The sequence below is a fragment of the Streptomyces sp. Tu6071 genome (genome assembly GCF_000213055.1).
Classification (GTDB): Bacteria; Actinomycetota; Actinomycetes; order Streptomycetales; family Streptomycetaceae; genus Streptomyces; species Streptomyces evansiae.
In genome coordinates this window covers 282,485-297,857 of sequence record NZ_CM001165.1, presented here as the reverse complement: position 1 = coordinate 297,857, position 15,373 = coordinate 282,485, and the positions used below count along the sequence as shown (strand labels likewise).

The 15,373-nt window shown below is 74.4% G+C and carries 11 protein-coding genes; 4 read left to right on the top strand and 7 right to left on the bottom strand.

The features are described 5' to 3' along the window. Positions 1–199 precede the first annotated feature (199 nt). Both STTU_RS01210 and STTU_RS01205 read left to right on the top strand, forming a co-directional pair. On the top strand, positions 200–1,180 hold the full coding sequence (locus STTU_RS01210; RefSeq protein WP_007818985.1) for a hypothetical protein: 981 nt from the start codon (positions 200–202) through the stop codon (positions 1,178–1,180). Positions 1,181–1,275: 95 nt separating this feature from the next. Next, the gene (locus tag STTU_RS01205; protein WP_007818984.1) at positions 1,276–2,478 is read left to right on the top strand and encodes a saccharopine dehydrogenase family protein; all 1,203 of its coding nucleotides are present in this window, start codon (positions 1,276–1,278) and stop codon (positions 2,476–2,478) included. Between the two features lie 65 nt (positions 2,479–2,543). Here the strand turns inward: STTU_RS01205 and ilvD are convergent, their stop codons facing one another. The 6 genes from ilvD to STTU_RS01175 form a co-directional block, all read right to left on the bottom strand. Then, positions 2,544–4,190, bottom strand: coding sequence for a dihydroxy-acid dehydratase (ilvD, locus tag STTU_RS01200; protein WP_007818983.1), 1,647 nt, complete (start codon positions 4,188–4,190; stop codon positions 2,544–2,546). 163 nt (positions 4,191–4,353) lie between these two features. Beyond that, a complete protein-coding gene (locus STTU_RS01195; protein ID WP_007818979.1) occupies positions 4,354–5,202 on the bottom strand; it encodes a fumarylacetoacetate hydrolase family protein in 849 nt (282 codons plus the stop codon). Positions 5,203–5,327: 125 nt separating this feature from the next. Then, positions 5,328–6,701 carry a glycoside hydrolase family 4 gene (locus tag STTU_RS01190; RefSeq protein ID WP_007818977.1) on the bottom strand — a complete coding sequence of 458 codons (1,374 nt, stop codon included), beginning with the start codon at positions 6,699–6,701 and terminating at the stop codon, positions 5,328–5,330. A gap of 108 nt (positions 6,702–6,809) precedes the next feature. Then, positions 6,810–7,775, bottom strand: coding sequence for an N-acetylglucosamine kinase (locus STTU_RS01185; RefSeq protein ID WP_007818975.1), 966 nt, complete (start codon positions 7,773–7,775; stop codon positions 6,810–6,812). A 69-nt stretch (positions 7,776–7,844) separates the two neighbouring features. Then, positions 7,845–9,002: an SIS domain-containing protein gene (locus STTU_RS01180; RefSeq protein ID WP_043253705.1), complete on the bottom strand. Its 1,158-nt coding sequence runs from the start codon at positions 9,000–9,002 to the stop codon at positions 7,845–7,847. Then, positions 8,999–10,291, bottom strand: coding sequence for a D-tagatose-bisphosphate aldolase, class II, non-catalytic subunit (locus tag STTU_RS01175; RefSeq protein ID WP_007818957.1), 1,293 nt, complete (start codon positions 10,289–10,291; stop codon positions 8,999–9,001). Before STTU_RS01175 ends, STTU_RS01180 begins: the two co-directional genes overlap by 4 nt. Before the next feature lie 100 nt (positions 10,292–10,391). Here STTU_RS01175 and STTU_RS01170 point away from each other — a divergent pair, with 100 nt between their 5' ends. Together STTU_RS01170 and STTU_RS01165 are read left to right on the top strand one after the other, a co-directional pair. Further along, positions 10,392–11,171, top strand: coding sequence for a GntR family transcriptional regulator (locus tag STTU_RS01170; protein ID WP_267880717.1), 780 nt, complete (start codon positions 10,392–10,394; stop codon positions 11,169–11,171). A gap of 173 nt (positions 11,172–11,344) precedes the next feature. Further along, positions 11,345–13,681: a serine/threonine-protein kinase gene (locus STTU_RS01165; protein WP_007818953.1), complete on the top strand. Its 2,337-nt coding sequence runs from the start codon at positions 11,345–11,347 to the stop codon at positions 13,679–13,681. A gap of 274 nt (positions 13,682–13,955) precedes the next feature. On the opposite strand, the gene STTU_RS01160 is transcribed toward STTU_RS01165, so the two are convergent. Further along, the gene (locus tag STTU_RS01160) at positions 13,956–15,242 is read right to left on the bottom strand and encodes a helix-turn-helix domain-containing protein (RefSeq protein ID WP_007818951.1); all 1,287 of its coding nucleotides are present in this window, start codon (positions 15,240–15,242) and stop codon (positions 13,956–13,958) included. Positions 15,243–15,373: the final 131 nt, after the last annotated feature.

Below are 15,373 nucleotides of genomic sequence, written 5' to 3'. Positions count from 1 at the left end.
CGAGTCCTCTCCCGTCGCGCGAGCGAGTCCTCCCACTGTGCGGAGTCGGGGCGCTCCCCACCAGCCATGTGCTCATCTTTGCTCATTCGTGCTCATTGACGCGCGTTCCTGGAGTGCCTAGGGTTTTCGACGAGGTGCTGCCGGTCGCCGGCCCTGATGCGCGCCTCCTCTGTCCTCGGCCGGCTGCGAGGTTTTTCCCATGGCTGCTGCCCCGTCCCCCGCCCCGCGCACCGCTCTCCCGCCCCCGAACCGGGGCGGGCTCGCGTTCGCGCAGGGCCGGTACGGACTGCGAGGCAATCTCGAACTCCTCCTCTGCGACGAGGAGGACGGACTCTGGGTGCTCTGGTTCAACAACGACCCGGAGCACAACGCCCCCGAGCCGGGAGGTCCGCCGCCCGGCGAGTGGAGCGGCGCCCTGCGCTTCGGCACCGGCAGGCGCTACGACGGGGTCCAGGTGGTGCAGAGCGCGCACGGCCCGCACCACCTGGAGGTGCTCGCCACCTCGGGAGCGCGCACGCACCGTCTGCGGTGGAACCCGGAGACCGCCTTCACCACCGAGGAACCGCCCCCCGCGGGCCGCGTCCGCTCGGCGAGCCTCACCGAGAACCCGGACGGCACGCTGTGGACGGCCGTCCTCGCCGAGGACGGAAGCCCGCGCCTGTTCCGCGCCGACGCGGGCGCCTACCCCCGTCTGGCCTGGGAGCCGGCGCCGCTCGCGCCCGCGCGCCCGAGCGGTCCCGGCGCGGTCCTCCTCGTACCCCTCCCGGACGCCCCACGTCCGGGCCTCGCGCTCCTCGGTGCCTCCGGCGGGAGCTACCTGGCCCCGGACGGTGACGAGACCGCGCTCCCCGCCGGGCTCGTCGGCGCGGCGGTCGTGCGCGGCGCCGTCCCGTGCCTCTACGTGTGGAACGAGGCCGCGGAGCGGATCGACGTCGTCGACCTCGGCACCCCGGACCCGTACCGAGGTCTCCGGCTGCCCGGCGAAGGCCCGGTCACCGCGCTCGCCGCGACGACGCTCGACCACGACCCGCACCGCACGGACCTCGTGCTGCGCCGGGGCGGGCGGCTGTGGCACGTGAGCGACACGGGCGGCGACGCACCGGGCCGGTCCGTCCCGCTCCTCAGCCGCCTGACCCGGACCCCCGGGGACGAGGACCGGGCCGTGCACCGCACCCCCTGACCCTCCCCGTTTCCGCATCACCCCCCCGGCAGCCCGTCGCCGAGCCACGGCACGGCCGCTGCCGCCTTCCCTTCCGAGAGAGACCCAGGATCACCATGCGCATACTCATCGTCGGCGCCGGCGGTGTGGGCACCGCCGCCGCCCGCATCGCCGCCCGCCGTTCCTTCTTCGCGCACTGCGTCGTGGCCGACTACGTGCGCGAGCGCGCGGTCGCGGCGGCACAGGCCACCGACGACCCGCGCTTCGTCGCCGCCGCGATCGACGCGTCCGACGAGGCCGCCGTCGAGGCCCTGCTCCGCGAGCACCGCATCGACGTCGTGCTGAACGCGACCGACCCGCGTTTCGTGATGCCCCTCTTCCGCGCGGCGCTCGCCGCCGGGGCGCACTACCTCGACATGGCCATGTCCCTCTCGCGTCCCCACCCCGAGCAGCCCTACGCCCGCACCGGCGTCATGCTCGGGGACGAGCAGTTCGCCCTGGCGGGGGAGTGGGAGGCGGCCGGGCGGCTCGCCCTCGTCGGGATGGGCGTCGAGCCGGGACTCTCCGACGTCTTCGCCCGCTACGCCGCCGACCACCTCTTCGACACGATCGAGGAGATCGGCGTCCGCGACGGTGCCGACCTCACCGTGGACGGCTACGACTTCGCGCCCTCCTTCTCCATCTGGACGACGATCGAGGAATGCCTGAACCCGCCCGTGGTGTGGGAGAAGGACCGGGGCTGGTTCACCACGGCACCGTTCTCCGAACCGGAGGTCTTCGACTTCCCCGAGGGCATCGGCGAGGTGGAGTGCGTCAACGTGGAGCACGAGGAGGTCCTGCTCATCCCGCGCTGGGTGGACGCCCCGCGCGTCACCTTCAAGTACGGGCTCGGCCAGGAGTTCATCGACGTCCTGCGCACCCTGCACAAGCTCGGTCTCGACCGGACGGAGAAGGTGCGGGTCGGTGATGTCGAGGTCTCCCCGCGCGACGTGGTGGCCGCCTGCCTGCCCGACCCGGCCGCGCTCGGCGACCGCATGCGCGGCAAGACCTGCGCCGGGACCTGGGTCAAGGGGGTCCGCGACGGGGCGCCGCGCGAGGTGTACCTCTACCACGTGGTGGACAACGAGTGGTCGATGCGGGAGTACGGCTCGCAGGCCGTCGTCTGGCAGACCGCGCTCAACCCCGTGGTCGCCCTGGAACTGCTCGCGAACGGCACGTGGAAGGGCAGCGGCGTCCTCGGCCCCGAGGCGCTCCCTGCCGAGCCGTTCCTCGACCTGCTCACCGCCTACGGCTCGCCGTGGGGGATGCGCGAGCAGTAGGACGTACGGGAGAGGGGCCCCCGCCGACCGGCGGGGGCCCCTCTCCCGTGTGGCGGCGGAACGGCTCAGACGGTGACCGCGCCGTCCGAGGCGGAGCCGACGACCGCCACGTACTTGCTGAAGACGCCCCGCTCCACCTCCCTGACCGGGCGGCTCCAGGCCGCGCGCCGCCGCTCCAGCTCCTCCGGCGCGACATCGAGGTCGAGCGTGCCGCCCGCGCTGTCCACCGTGACGGTGTCGCCGTCCGCGACGAGCGCGATCGGGCCGCCGTGCCACGCCTCGGGGGCCACGTGCCCGATGACCAGGCCGTGCGAGACACCGCTGAAGCGGCCGTCCGTGACGAGCGTGACGGACTCGCCGAGCCCCCGGCCGACGAGCGCGCCGGTGATCGCGAGCATCTCGCGCATCCCGGGACCCCCGGCGGGGCCCTCGTAGCGGACGATCACCACGTCGCCCTCGCGCACCTCCCCGGCCTGGATGGCGGTGAAGCAGTCCTCCTCGGAGTCGTAGACGCGCGCGGGACCCGTACGGACGAAGTCGGGCCGGCCGCCCAGCTTGAGGACACAGCCGTCCGGGGCGAGCGAGCCGCGCAGGATCGCCAGGGCGCCCGCGGGCTTGACCGGCGCCGCGATGTCCCTGACGACGTCCTGGCCCTCGGCGGGCACGGCGTCGGCGGCGACGTCGGCGAGCGAGCGGCCGTCGATGAGCGACACCGCTTCGCGCAGCACCCCGGCCTCAAGGAGCCGGGCGGCCACGAGCGAGGTCCCGCCCGCCCGCCACAGATCGGCGGCGGTGTACGGACCGGCCGGCTTCAGCGCCGTGATGATCGGCACCTCGCGGCACAGACGGCCGATGTCGTCGATGGCGAGGTCCAGACCGGCCTCCCGGGCGATCGCCAGCAGGTGGAGCACCGCGTTGGTCGAGCCGCCCATCGCCGCGACGGAGACGATGGCGTTGTGCAGCGCGTCCGCCGTCAGGATCGCGGAGGGGCGCAGGTCACGGGCGAGGACGTCGAGCGCGAGTTCACCGACCCGCTCGGCGGCGGCGGTCTTCTCCTTCGCTGTGGCGGGGATGTCGCCGACACCGAAGGGGGCGAGACCGAGGAAGTCCGCCACCGTCCCCATGGTGTTCGCCGTGTACTGCGCCGCGCACGTGCCCGCACCCGGGCACGCGTGCCGGGCGAGGTCGTCCACGTCCTCCTGGGCGACGCGGCCGACGGCCCGTTCCCCGAGCGCCTCCCACATGTCCTGGATCGTCACCTCGCGTCCGCGCCACGTGCCCGGCATCATGCTGCCGCTGTAGAGGAGCACGGAGGGGATGTCGAGGCGGGCCATCGCCATCATGGCGGCGGGCACGGTCTTGTCGCAGCCCACGATGCACACCATGGCGTCGAAGCCGTGGGCCCGGCCCATGAGTTCGATCGAGTCCGCGATGACCTCGCGGCTCACGAGCGAGGCGCGCATCCCGGGCGTGCCCATCGTGAGGTTGTCGGAGACGGCGACGGTGTTGAACTCCATCGGCATGCCCCCGGCGCGCCGCACACCGGTGGCGACGTGCCGCGCGAGGTCCCGGTGCGTGAGGTTGCAGGGCATGGTGCCCGTCCACGTCGAGGCGATGCCCACGGTGGGGCGGCGCATGTCCTCGTCGCTCAGCCCCATCGCGTACAGGTGCGAGCGAGCCGGTGCGCGGTCGGGATCGTCGGCGATGTTCATGAGACTCCTTCGGTCGTACGGGGCGGCCTCCCCCGGAGCGGAGCCGGGGGAGGCCGAGGGACGGTGCGGGTGCGGCGGGCGGGGGTGCGCCGCGGGGGTACGGGCGCGGGCGGGGAGCCGGGTCCGGAAGGGCGGCGCGGCTCCCCGCCCGCGCCCGCGGGGCTCAGTCCTGGACGCTGATCGGGTTGCGCAGCACGCCGATGCCCTCGACCTCGACCTCGACCACGTCGCCGTCCCGGAGCCAGAGCTGCGGCTCCCGGCCCATGCCCACGCCGTGCGGGGTCCCGGTGGCGATGACATCGCCCGGGTACAGGGTCATGTACCGCGACAGGTAGGAGATGGTCTCGCCGATGCCGAAGATCATCTCCTTGGTCGAACTGTCCTGCACGGTGGCCCCGTTGACGCGCGCGGAGATCGCGAGCGCGTGCGGGTCGGGGACCTCGTCGGCGGTGACGATCCACGGCCCGAGGGGGCAGAACGCGTCGAAGTTCTTGGCCCGGAACCACTGCCCGTCGGTGAACTGCGCGTCGCGGGCCGAGACGTCGTTGGCCACGGTGTAACCGAAGACGTGGTCGGCGGCCTGCTCGGCGGTCACGTTCCGGGTGGTCCTGCCGATGACGACGGCGAGTTCGGCCTCCCAGTCGAGCTGTTCCGTCGTGCCGCGCGGCACGCGCACCGTCGCGGTCGGCCCGGTCAGGGTGTGAGCGGTCTTGACGAAGGTCAGCGGACGCCGCGGGGTCTCCAGACCGGTCTCGCGGATGTGGTCCGCGTAGTTGAGCCCGACGCAGACGATCTTCTGCGGCGCCGCGAGCGGGCTGAGCAGCTCCGCCTCGGCGAGCGGTATGCCGGGCACGTCGGCGCCCAGCACCTCGCGCACGGTGCCCTGGGCGATCAGGTCGCGCACGGCGTCGGCCATGAACCGGGGCTCCTCCGGCACGACCGGGTAGGCGGTCCCGCCGTCCACGCGGGCGGCGAGCACGCGGCCCTCGTGGCGGACGCGGGCGATCTTCATGGACTGTCTCCTGACTGAACGGGTGGTGGGGGAGCGGGGCTCCGTGAAGGGGGAGCGGGGGCTCCGCGCTGATCGGGGCGGCGCTCCGGGCGGCCCGGCCCGGGCCGTGGGTCCGGCCGCGGGGCTCAGGCGAAGCGCGGCAGGAACCGGCTCTGGGCCGCCAGCAGGTCCTTCACGAGGGCCGCCGCCGCGTCGCGGTCGGTCACGGCGCCGTCCGCGATGACCGCCTCGACCACCAGGTCCTCGTTGCCGGTCATCGCCGCCTCGACGGCGAGGTCCACGGAACTCAGCCGCCGGGACAGGATCGCGGTCAGCGGCGCGGAGAGGTCCGGGACCTGTACCGGGCGCAGCCCCCGCCCGGTCGCCACGGCGGGGATCTCCAGCGCGGCCTCGTCCGGGAGTCCGGGGACGCTGCCCCGGTTGGGCACGTTCACCGAGAACATCTCGCGGCGGTCGAACGTGATCGAGCGGATGATCGCGAGGAGCTGCTCCTGCTCGCCCGTGGAGCGGTCGAACGCGGAGGCGTCGAGGGGCGCGTCGCCCTCCGCCTGCTCGCGCATCGACTGGTAGCGCTCCTCGCCCCACTGCAGGATCTCCGGCACGGAGAACGCGTCCACGCCCAGCTTCTTGCCGTAGTAGTCGCCGCCCGCCCAGCGTTCCGGGAAGAACTCCAGGACGTGCCTGTCGTTGGCCGCCGGATAGGCGCCGTACGTGCGGAAGATCTCCCAGGAGAACGGGTTGTGCCAGGCCCGGCCGTTCTCCCAGATGGCGCCGATGTCCTCGGGCCGCGGCGGTTCGGCCAGCTCGCGGTCCACGCGGGCACGGACACCGGGCCAGGCGTCGCGGCCCTGGTGGCGGAAGTCGTAGATGAAGGTGAGGTGGTTGATGCCCGCGTAGAGCGTCGAGGTCTCCTCGAAGGGAAGGCCGGCGAAGGCCGCCAGCTCCCGCTGCACGTGGTGCATCCCGTGGCACAGCCCGACGACCTCGGCGCCCGCGTAGCGGGTCATGGCCTGCACGTTGGCCGTCATCGGGTTGCTGTAGTTGAAGAAGTACGCCTCGGGCGCGAGGTCCACGACGTCGCGGGCCACGTCGACCATGACGGGCGTGGTGCGCAGCAGGCGCGAGATGCCACCGGGCATCACCGAGTCGCCCACGGGCTGGTAGACACCGTGCCGCCGGCAGATGTCGTGGTCCGTCTGCCACGCGGGGCGCCCGCCGACGCCCACGCAGGTCACGACGTAGTCGGCGCCCGGGAGTTCGGCCCGGCGGTCGGTGGAGGACCGTACGGTGATGCGGTCCCCGGCGCCCTGCGCCTCCACCATGCGCTCGGCGAGCCGGGTGGCGACGGACAGCGCCTCGGGGTTGACGTCGACGAGCCGGATCTCCCAGCGGCCGAGGTCCTCGGCGGTGATGAGGTCGGCGAGCAGGCCGCGGGTGAAGACGGCGCTGCCGGCGCCGATGAGGACGAGCGACCGCTGGTCGCTGATGCTGTCGGACACGTGCTCTTCCTTTCTGGAGTGCCCTGCCGGGCGCTGGTCCGGCCCTGCCGGGCCGGGGCCCGCGGGCGGGGGAGGGGCGCGCCGGTCGGCACGCTTGGTGACTCTTGTTCAGGGGGCCGGGGGAAGCGTGGCCACCGCTTCCCCGCTCAGCGGGCTGCCGGAGAGCCGGGCCGCGTGGAGCGCGGCACCGACCACGGGAGTGGTGCGCGGAGCGCGCGGCGTGAACCGCGCGGGGGAGGCGGCGAGCGCGTGGAGGAACGCGTCGCGTACCTCCGCCACGCCGAGGACGCCGCCCGACCACGACAGCGGCACGGGCTCCTCGGGGGCCAGGCCGAGCGCGCGGTGCGCGGCGCCCGCGAGCGCCGCCAGTTCACGCCCCGCCTCCGCGAGCAGCGCCGCACAGGCGGTGTCCCCCGCGCGGGCCGCCTCGGTGACGTACGGGCTGAGCGAGGCGACCCGGGTACGGTCCCAGCCGCCCACGAGCACCGTGCCGACCAGGTCCAGGTCCGTGCCGAGCGCCAGGCGCTCGCGCAGCAGGGCGTGGAGCGGCCCGGTGGGGGCGCGGCCGTCGCTCATCCGTGTGAAGAGGCCGAGCCCGCGCACCGCGAGCCAGTGGGCCGAGCCCTCGTCGCCGAAGAGCTCGCCCCAGCCTCCCGTCCGGGCGCGCCGCCCGCGCACCTCGCCGTAGGCCATGGAACCGGTGCCGCTGATCACGTTGACGCCGTCGCCGAGGGCGAAGGCACCGGCCCAGCCGCACACCATGTCGTTGCCCACCGCGGCTGGTACACCGGGCAGGACCCGGCCGGGGAGCGCGTCGAGAGCGCCCGTCAGCTCCTCGTCCTCGCCGTGCCCCGGCAGCCCGAGGAAGGCGTACGAGAGGTGCGCGGGGTCCGTTCCGGCCGCACGGCAGACCTCGGCGATCCCCTCCCGCAGGACGCGGGCGGCCGTCTCCGTCCCGCCGGGCCCCGGCGCGGGCGTGGTGGACGGCCGGAGGGACGTTCCCCGGACGGCTCCGGAGGCGTCGAGAAGGCAGAAGGCGGTCTTGGTGCCGCCGCCGTCGACTCCCAGGTACACGGGTGTTCTCCCTTGTCCGCTGCGGCTGGTGGATGTGAACGGGCCGGTGCCCGGCGTATGCGTCCCGGGTCAGGGCAGCGGGTGCACCGTGACGCCCTGCACGACGCGGTTGACCTCGCCGTCCGGGAAGGGGTTGTCGGGTGTCACGCCGTACGCCAGCGAGGTGTGCAGGGCGACGAGCTGCGCGCAGACCACGGCGGGCAGCGCGAGCGCCGCGTCCTCCGCCTCCGCCATCCCCGGCAGCAGCCACGTGTGCGCGGCGGGCAGCCCGTCGGGGCGGCCCGCGACGGCGATGACCTGCCCGGCGGGCAGCGCCGCGCTCAGCTCGGCGAAGATGTCGAGGTCGTAGCGGCGCGTGTACGGGTCGTTGGAGACGAAGACGACGACGCCGGTACGCGGGGTCAGGAACGCCTTCGGCCCGTGCCGGAAGCCCAGCGAGGAGTCGGCGAGCGCGCTCACCGCCCCGCCGGTCAGTTCGAGGAGCTTGAGCGCGGACTCGTTGGCGAGGGCCTTGAGCGGGCCGCTGCCGAGGTAGACGAAGCGGTCGAGTCCGCGCCCGGTGAGCGCGGCGACCTGCCGTACGGAAGCCTCGCCGAGCACCGCTTCGGCACTCTCCGCGACGCCGCCGAGGCCGCGCACCTCCCCCGCGCCGAGCGCGCCCAGGGCGCCGAGCAGCATGCAGGTCAGGCTGGAGGTCATGGCGAAGCCCTGGTCCTCCGCCTCGGGCGGCGTCAGCAGCACGTACGAGTCCGCGCGCTCGCGGTGCGCGAGCGCGAGCGCGCCGTCCGCGTTGCACGTGACGAGGAGGTGGGCGCAGTGGTCGAGGAGCTGTTCCGCGAGCGCGGTCGCCGCGGTGCTCTCCGGGCTGTTGCCCGAGCGCGCGAAGGACACGAGCAGCGTGGGGCGGTCCCGGTCGGGGAAGCAGGCGTGCGGCGTGGCGACGATGTCGGTCGTGGCCACGGCCTCCACGGTGCGCCCGGTGGCCGCCGCGAGCGCGGGTGCGGCGATGCCGCCCGCGAAGGCGGAGGTGCCCGCCCCGGTGAGGACGATCCGCAGCGAGGGATCGGCGAGCAGGGGCGAGAGGAAGGCGCGCAGCTCCGTCCCCCCGGCCTCGACGCGTTCGGCCATCCGCCGCCACAGGCGCGGCTGCTGCCCGATCTCGCGGCTCGTGTGCGCGGCGCCGGGCGGCGCGGCGGGCAGGTCGCTGGTCTCGGGGGTGGTCGTCACGCGTACTCCTTGGGACGGGGGGCGCAGGCCGCCGCGTAGGTACGGAGCACGTCGCGCACCCGGTCGATCACGAGATCGCGGGGCCGGGCGGCGAGCACTCCGGACCTGACGCGCGCGTACTGCGCGGGCAGATGCGCGGAAAGAAGGGCGAGCGGCACGGGAGCGCCGCCCAGGTTCTCGAAGAGACGCCGCTGCGCGGCGGCTATCTCGGGGTCGGTCCAGTAGTAGCGGACCCGGTCGCTGTAGCCGTAGAGGCGGTCCAGCCGCAGGGCGCGCGCGTCGCTCCCGGAGGAGTACGCCGCCCAGCCGCCGGGCTCCTCGCGCATCCTGCGGTCCACCACCTCGACGAGACCGGAGCGAGCGGTGCCGACGGTCTCCTCCTCGATGGCGGCGAGCGCGAACAGCGCCTCGCGCAGGGCGAAGGTGAGCGCGGGCCCGACCTTGAGCACGGCCCAGTGGTCGCGGACCAGGCGGGCGAGGGAACCGGGGAGCTGGTAGTCGGTCGAGTGGGCCTCGAAGACCATGCCGGGCTCCTCGTCGAGGACGTGCCGCAGCTCCCGGGTGCGCTCCCCGCGGTAGTCGGCGATGTCCCGCTGGCCGAACTCGACGCCCGGCTGGACGACGAGCGCCATGACGCGTTCCCACGCCGCGCCGAGCCCGGCGGCGGCGAAGGCCGCACGGTGCGTCTCCAGGGTCTTCCCGGCCGCGGGGGCGGGAGTGGGCGGTACGCCGTCGAGGGCGTGGTCGGCGCCGCCCGGCACCGGGACCTCGGTGCCGATGACGTAGCGCAGGCGGCCCGCCTCCGCGCCCGCGGCCTCCTCGGCGACCCGGACGAGGCGCACCGCCCGCCGGGCCACCACGGCATCGGGGAGCGGGAGGCTCTCCCCGGCGCAGGCGAAGCTGCAGTCGAGGTGGATCTTGGTGAAGCCCGCCGCGACATAAGCGCGGACCAGGTCGTCCGCCTCGGCCATGGCCTCCCGCTCGGGGCGGTCGCGCCAGCGGTTGGGGCCGAGGTGGTCGCCGCCGAGCACGACGCGTTCGCGCGGCAGCCCGAGGCGGTCGGCGAGGGCGAGCACCAGGTCGCGGAAGCCCGCCGGGTCCAGCCCGGTGTAACCGCCGTACTGGTCCACCTGGTTCGACGTCGCCTCGATCAGGACGGCCGTGCCGGTCTCGACCGCCTGGAGCACGGCGGCCTCCAGTACCAGGGGGTGCGCGCTGCAGACGGAGGTGACGCCGTGCGCCAGACCGGCTTTCTGGTCTCGTACCAGTTCGTCCAAGGGGCCCGCCATGTACGCACCTCGTCCTTGCTCATCAGGGCCGTTTGCTTACGGCAGGCAGACTACTGGTACGAACCGGTATGGTCAAAAGTCGTTCTGGTATTATTCTGGTATGCCTAGCTATTCGGAGCCCGGCGCCGTCGGCGCGCGAGGCGAGACGCTGCCTCTCTACTCAGTGGTGGCCCGGCGGTTGCGACAGGACCTCACCGAGGGCGCCGCCCGCCCCGGCGACCGGCTGCCCTCGGAGCGCGTCCTCGCCGAGCGCTACGAGGTCTCGCGGGTCACCATGCGCTCCGCCCTCAACCGCCTCGCGGACGAAGGGCTCATCGTCTCCGCCCCCGCCCGCGGCTGGTTCCTCCAGGAGGACCGCTCGGCCGACCACCCGGCCCTGTCGCGCCCGACGGCCGGTCGTACGGTGCAGGGTTTCGCCGACTACGCGCTGCGGCACGGCCTCGCGGTGCGCACGCGCGTCCTCGAAGCGGGCGTGCGCGCGGCGACGATCGCCGAGGCGGAGGAGCTGCGGATCGCACCCGGCGCGCTCCTGTTCGCCATGCGCCGGCTGCGCTTCCTCGACGACCTCGTCGTGGTCGTCGAGCACAACCGGCTCCCCCTCGCCCTCTGCCCCGCCCTCGCCCACACCGACTTCGGCCGCGCCTCCCTGTACGCCACGCTGCGCGAGGCCGAGCCCCCGCAGGTGCCCCACGTCGCCGACTACTCGGTCGAGGCCCGTCAACCCGACGCACGGGAGAAGGAGTTGCTGGAGATCGAGGACGTGACCCCCGTGCTCGTCGCGACCCAGCTCGCTTTCAACCAGGAGGCCCGTCCGCTGGAGCTGACGGTGGCCATCTACCGCGGGGACCGGTACCGCTTCCGCGCCTCGATCACGGACTGACGGGGCGAGCGGGGCGGCGGGTCGCGCGGGCCCGCCGCGAGTCCCCGGGCCCCCGGGACGGGTGCGGGGGTCACCCGCTTTGCCGTTCCGTGCCACCCTGCCGCTAGTTTGGGTCCGGAGAGGTACACGGGCCCGTGGGACGAAGGCGCACGGGGGACTGGAGGGCGGGAAGAGTGTCGCTGCGTGTCGGGGACCCGGCCGAGATCGGCGGCTATGTGCTGGAGGCACGCCTCGGCTCGGGCGGGATGGGAACGGTCTTCCTGGCGCGCACGGGCTCGGGACGCCCTGTCGCGATCAAGCTGATCCATCAGCAGTTCGCCGCCGACGAGGAATTCCGCACCCGCTTCCGGCAGGAGGTGGCAGCCGCCCGACGGGTCAGCGGGGCCTTCACCGCCGCTGTGGTCGACGCCGCCCCCGACGCCGAGCAGCCGTGGATGGCGACGAGCTACATCGAGGGGGACACGCTCAGCCAGCACATCGCCGCGAAGGGCCCGCTCGGCGGCGCCGAACTGCGCAGGCTCGCCATCGGGCTCGCCGAGGCCCTGCGCGACATCCACCGCGTCGGCGTCGTCCACCGCGACCTCAAGCCCTCCAATGTCGTGCTCTCGCCCGAGGGCCCGCGCGTCATCGACTTCGGCATCTCGCGCGCCGCGGACCAGCAGACCCTGACGATGACGGGGCGGATCATCGGGACGCCGCCCTTCATGTCGCCGGAGCAGTTGCAGGCGCCGCGCGGTGTCGGGCCGCGCTCCGACGTCTTCTCGCTCGGCACGCTGCTCGTCTACTCGGTGACGGGGCACGGCCCCTTCGACGCCGACAGCCCCTACATGACGGCGTACCAGGTGGTGCACGAGGAGCCCGCGCTCGACGCGGTGCCACAGCCCTTGCGCGCGCTCGTCGAGCTGTGCCTCGACAAGGAGCCGGACCGGCGCCCCTCGGCGGACGAACTCCTCGTCCTGCTCCGCGACCTCCCCTCCGACCTCGGCACGGTCGGCGGGGACGGCCTCGGCGCGAGCCGCACCCGGGACGTGACGACACGGCACGACGAGGTCACGTCCCGTACGGCCGGAGCGATCCTTCCCGCCGGAGCGCCTCCTTCCCCTGAGGTGCCCCGTACCGCCGACGCCCACGCCGACGCCCCTGAGGCCGCTCGCGCCCCCGTCGTCCCTGACGCCGCTCGCGCCCCCGTCGTCCCTGACGTCCCGGGCGACCACGCCGACCCCGGTGACACCACCCTCAACGGTCGCCGCCCGCGCCGCCGCTGGCGGTCCGTGCTCGCCGCCGTCGTCGCCGTGTCGGCCGTGGGCGGGGGCGTCGCCGTGGTGACGGCGGCGGGCTCCGGCGAGGGCAAGAACAGCGGGGTCGCGGCCCCGGCGCCTCCGGACGGCTTCGCGCCCTGGCGCCAAACGGTGCTGGGCGGGCGCGCGGACATCCCCGACGAACTGCGCTGCGTCGCGCGCGGGGAAGCCGTCTTCTGCGGGGGAGGGGGCGTGATCGCGAGCCGTTTCGACGTCAAGGACGGCTCGCGGGCGTGGACGGTCAAGAGCCAGGGCGTCCCCGTCCAGGGCCTGTACTTCGTGGGCGCCACCCAGGACACCGTGCTGGGCTACCGCTTCGCGCCCGAGGACGCCCCGCAGGAGCCGCGCAGGGAAGTCGTGGCGCTCGACGCGAAAACGGGCCACGAGCTGTGGTCCGTACCGACCGACACCCAGTCCCAGGCCGTGACGGGCCGCAGCCAGGAGGCCCTCGTGGCCGGTACGGCCGTCGTGTCGGTCGACGCGACCGGCTCCCAGCTGGAGGCGCGGGACGCGCACAGCGGTGACGTCACCTGGAAGACCCCGTTCCCCGCGGGCACCCGGTGCGCCCCCGTCCTCGCGGGCACCCGGCTCCTCGCCATGTGCGCGCGGGAGGGCGAGATCGACGCGCTGGACGTGCGCCACCCCACCCTCCACACCGTCGACCGCGCCTCGGGGCGGCTCGGCAGCGCCCTCGCGGTGAAGGGCCCCGTCGTGCCGGTCGGTGCCACCGGCGGCCGTCTCGCCCTCCTCCAGGTCCACAAGGAGGGCCCGGCGTCGACCGGCTACGACGGCGTGGCGCTGGCCGATCCGGCCACGCGGAAGGTCACGTACGCCCCGTTCGCGCGCACCTACGACGGGACACCGGGCATGGCGGGCGGCACCGTCTACGTGAGCGGGCAGACGGGGCGCGTCACCGCGATCGACCCGGAGAGCGGACGGGCGAAGTGGTCGCGGCAGACCGCCGTGGAGGGCGCCTCGGGGCCCGCCTCGGGCGAACGCGCGCTGTACTTCAGCTCGGCCACGGGGCGCGTGGTCGCGCTCTCGCCCTCGACCGGCGAGATCCTGTGGACCACCGATCCCCGGGTCGACGGACTGACGGGCGAGCAGGGCTCGGGCCCCCGCGTGACGGTGGCGGGCGGTGCCCTGGTCGTCGCCGCGGACAAGAACACCCTCTTCGCCTTCGACGCCCGCAAGCCGCCGAAGTCGGGCTGAGCCACCGGGGACGGCGCGCCGCTCTGTCGCGGCACGCGGCCAGAATCCGCCGCGCGGATGGCGTCCGTCGCTATGGGGCCGACAGCGGGCCTGGCCTGCGGCCCACCGCGACGTCCCGGGAGGAAGCCGGCGACGACCACCCGTGGCACCCCCCTTCGCCGCCCGGCCCGTCGCCGCGCAGGCTCCCGTGCGCGAGTGCGTCCCGCCGACGGCGGCACCGTCCGGGTCCCCCGGAGCGGGAAACCGCGGGCCGGGCTCTCGCGGCGGGCGGCGCCTACGGGGCGGGCGCGCGACGCGTGGGAGGGGTCGCCGTGCCGCGCGCGGAGGCGATCGCCGTACCGTCCGCCGCCGTACCGCCCGCCGGTCCGGTGGCGTCGTGGAGGTGCAGCGCGCGCAGCGCGGCCTCCATGGCGAAGCGGTGCCCGGGGTCCTCCAGGCGGTGCCCGAAGTGCGCCTCCAGGTTGCGCAGCCGGTAGCGGACCGTCTGGGCGTGCACACCGAGGGCGTCGCCCACCTGGTCCGCGGTGCCCCGCGTGGTGAGCCACGCGTGCAGCGTCTCCACGAGCCGCGTGCGGCGGGTCCCCGAGACCTTCGCCAGCGGGGACAGCTCGCGCTGCGCGACCTCGCGGACGAGCGGCAGATCGGAGAGCAGCCACAGGGCCATCAGGTGGTCGGCGGTACGCAGGTAGGGGGTGTCGGGGACCACGCCCTCGTCGACGAGCTGGAGCGCGCGCCGGGCCCAGCGCAGCGAGTCCGCCGCGTGGGCGGTGGGCACGGTGAGCCCGATGGCGAGGCGCCCGTCGAGCACCGCCGTCTCCAGCATGGTGTGCCGCTCCGGGGTGAGCGGACCGGGGACGAGGAAGTGGGGCTGCGGCGCGCCGAGGTCGGAGAGGACGTCGGCGGCGAGCCCCGCCTGGGTGTGCTCGGGCGCGGGCGCGCGCAGCGCGACCATCGTGACCTCGTCGGGCACCTGCCAACACGCCTGCTCGCACAGGTCGTTGATCGTGGCGTGATGGAGCGGGGTACCGGCCAGGAGCAGGTGCAGGAGTCGTCTTCGCACCATCTCGCCCCCCGCGCCCGCCCGCGCCTCCATGTACCCCTCCAGCGACAGCGCTTCGAGCTCCCCGATGTAGGAGAACAGCGCCTCGGCGAAGGTCAGGAGCAGTTCGGGCGAGAGGTCGAAGCGGCGGCCCAAGGACTTCGCGCGGCGCAGCGCGACCCGCGCGCCGAGGCGGTACGCGCTCTGGAGGGTGTTGAGGTCGCGGCCCTCGTACGCCTCGACGCGGCCGAATTTGCGGAGCAGTTCGTCCCGGCTCGCGGTGGAGGCCCCGGGGTCGGCGACGCGGTCGACGAAGCCGTTGAGGCTCTTCTCGACCCCCTGCCGGATCGCCGCCTCGTCCGGACCGTCGAGCAGCCCCGCGTACTCCGGGAAGGCGCGGGTCACCTCGACCCCGATCTCCTTGATCAGTCCGGGGATCTCGGGCCGCATGATCCGCGCGAACTCCCGCGGTAACGGACCGGGGGAGTCCTCGACCTCGTTCGTACGGGCCGGCAGTTGCACGGCAGCCTCCTTGCTGTCCGGGCGCCCGGGTGGGGCCGGGCGCGAGGGCGCCTGAAAGGGAGCCGCGCCCTCGCGACCGCCAGGTGCGTACCGATGGGAAACCTCTGGTGGGAGCTACTGACGGTAGAGCA

Excerpts from the sequence above, each read along its gene's own strand:
- STTU_RS01175 (WP_007818957.1), bottom strand. The coding sequence starts at position 10,291 with ATGGCGGGCCCCTTGGACGAACTGGTACGAGACCAGAAAGCCGGTCTG.
- STTU_RS01170 (WP_267880717.1), top strand. The coding sequence starts at position 10,392 with ATGCCTAGCTATTCGGAGCCCGGCGCCGTCGGCGCGCGAGGCGAGACG.
- STTU_RS01195 (WP_007818979.1), bottom strand. The coding sequence starts at position 5,202 with ATGAAGATCGCCCGCGTCCGCCACGAGGGCCGCGTGCTCGCCGCCCGC.
- STTU_RS01205 (WP_007818984.1), top strand. The coding sequence starts at position 1,276 with ATGCGCATACTCATCGTCGGCGCCGGCGGTGTGGGCACCGCCGCCGCC.
- STTU_RS01210 (WP_007818985.1), top strand. The coding sequence starts at position 200 with ATGGCTGCTGCCCCGTCCCCCGCCCCGCGCACCGCTCTCCCGCCCCCG.
- ilvD (WP_007818983.1), bottom strand. The coding sequence starts at position 4,190 with ATGAACATCGCCGACGATCCCGACCGCGCACCGGCTCGCTCGCACCTG.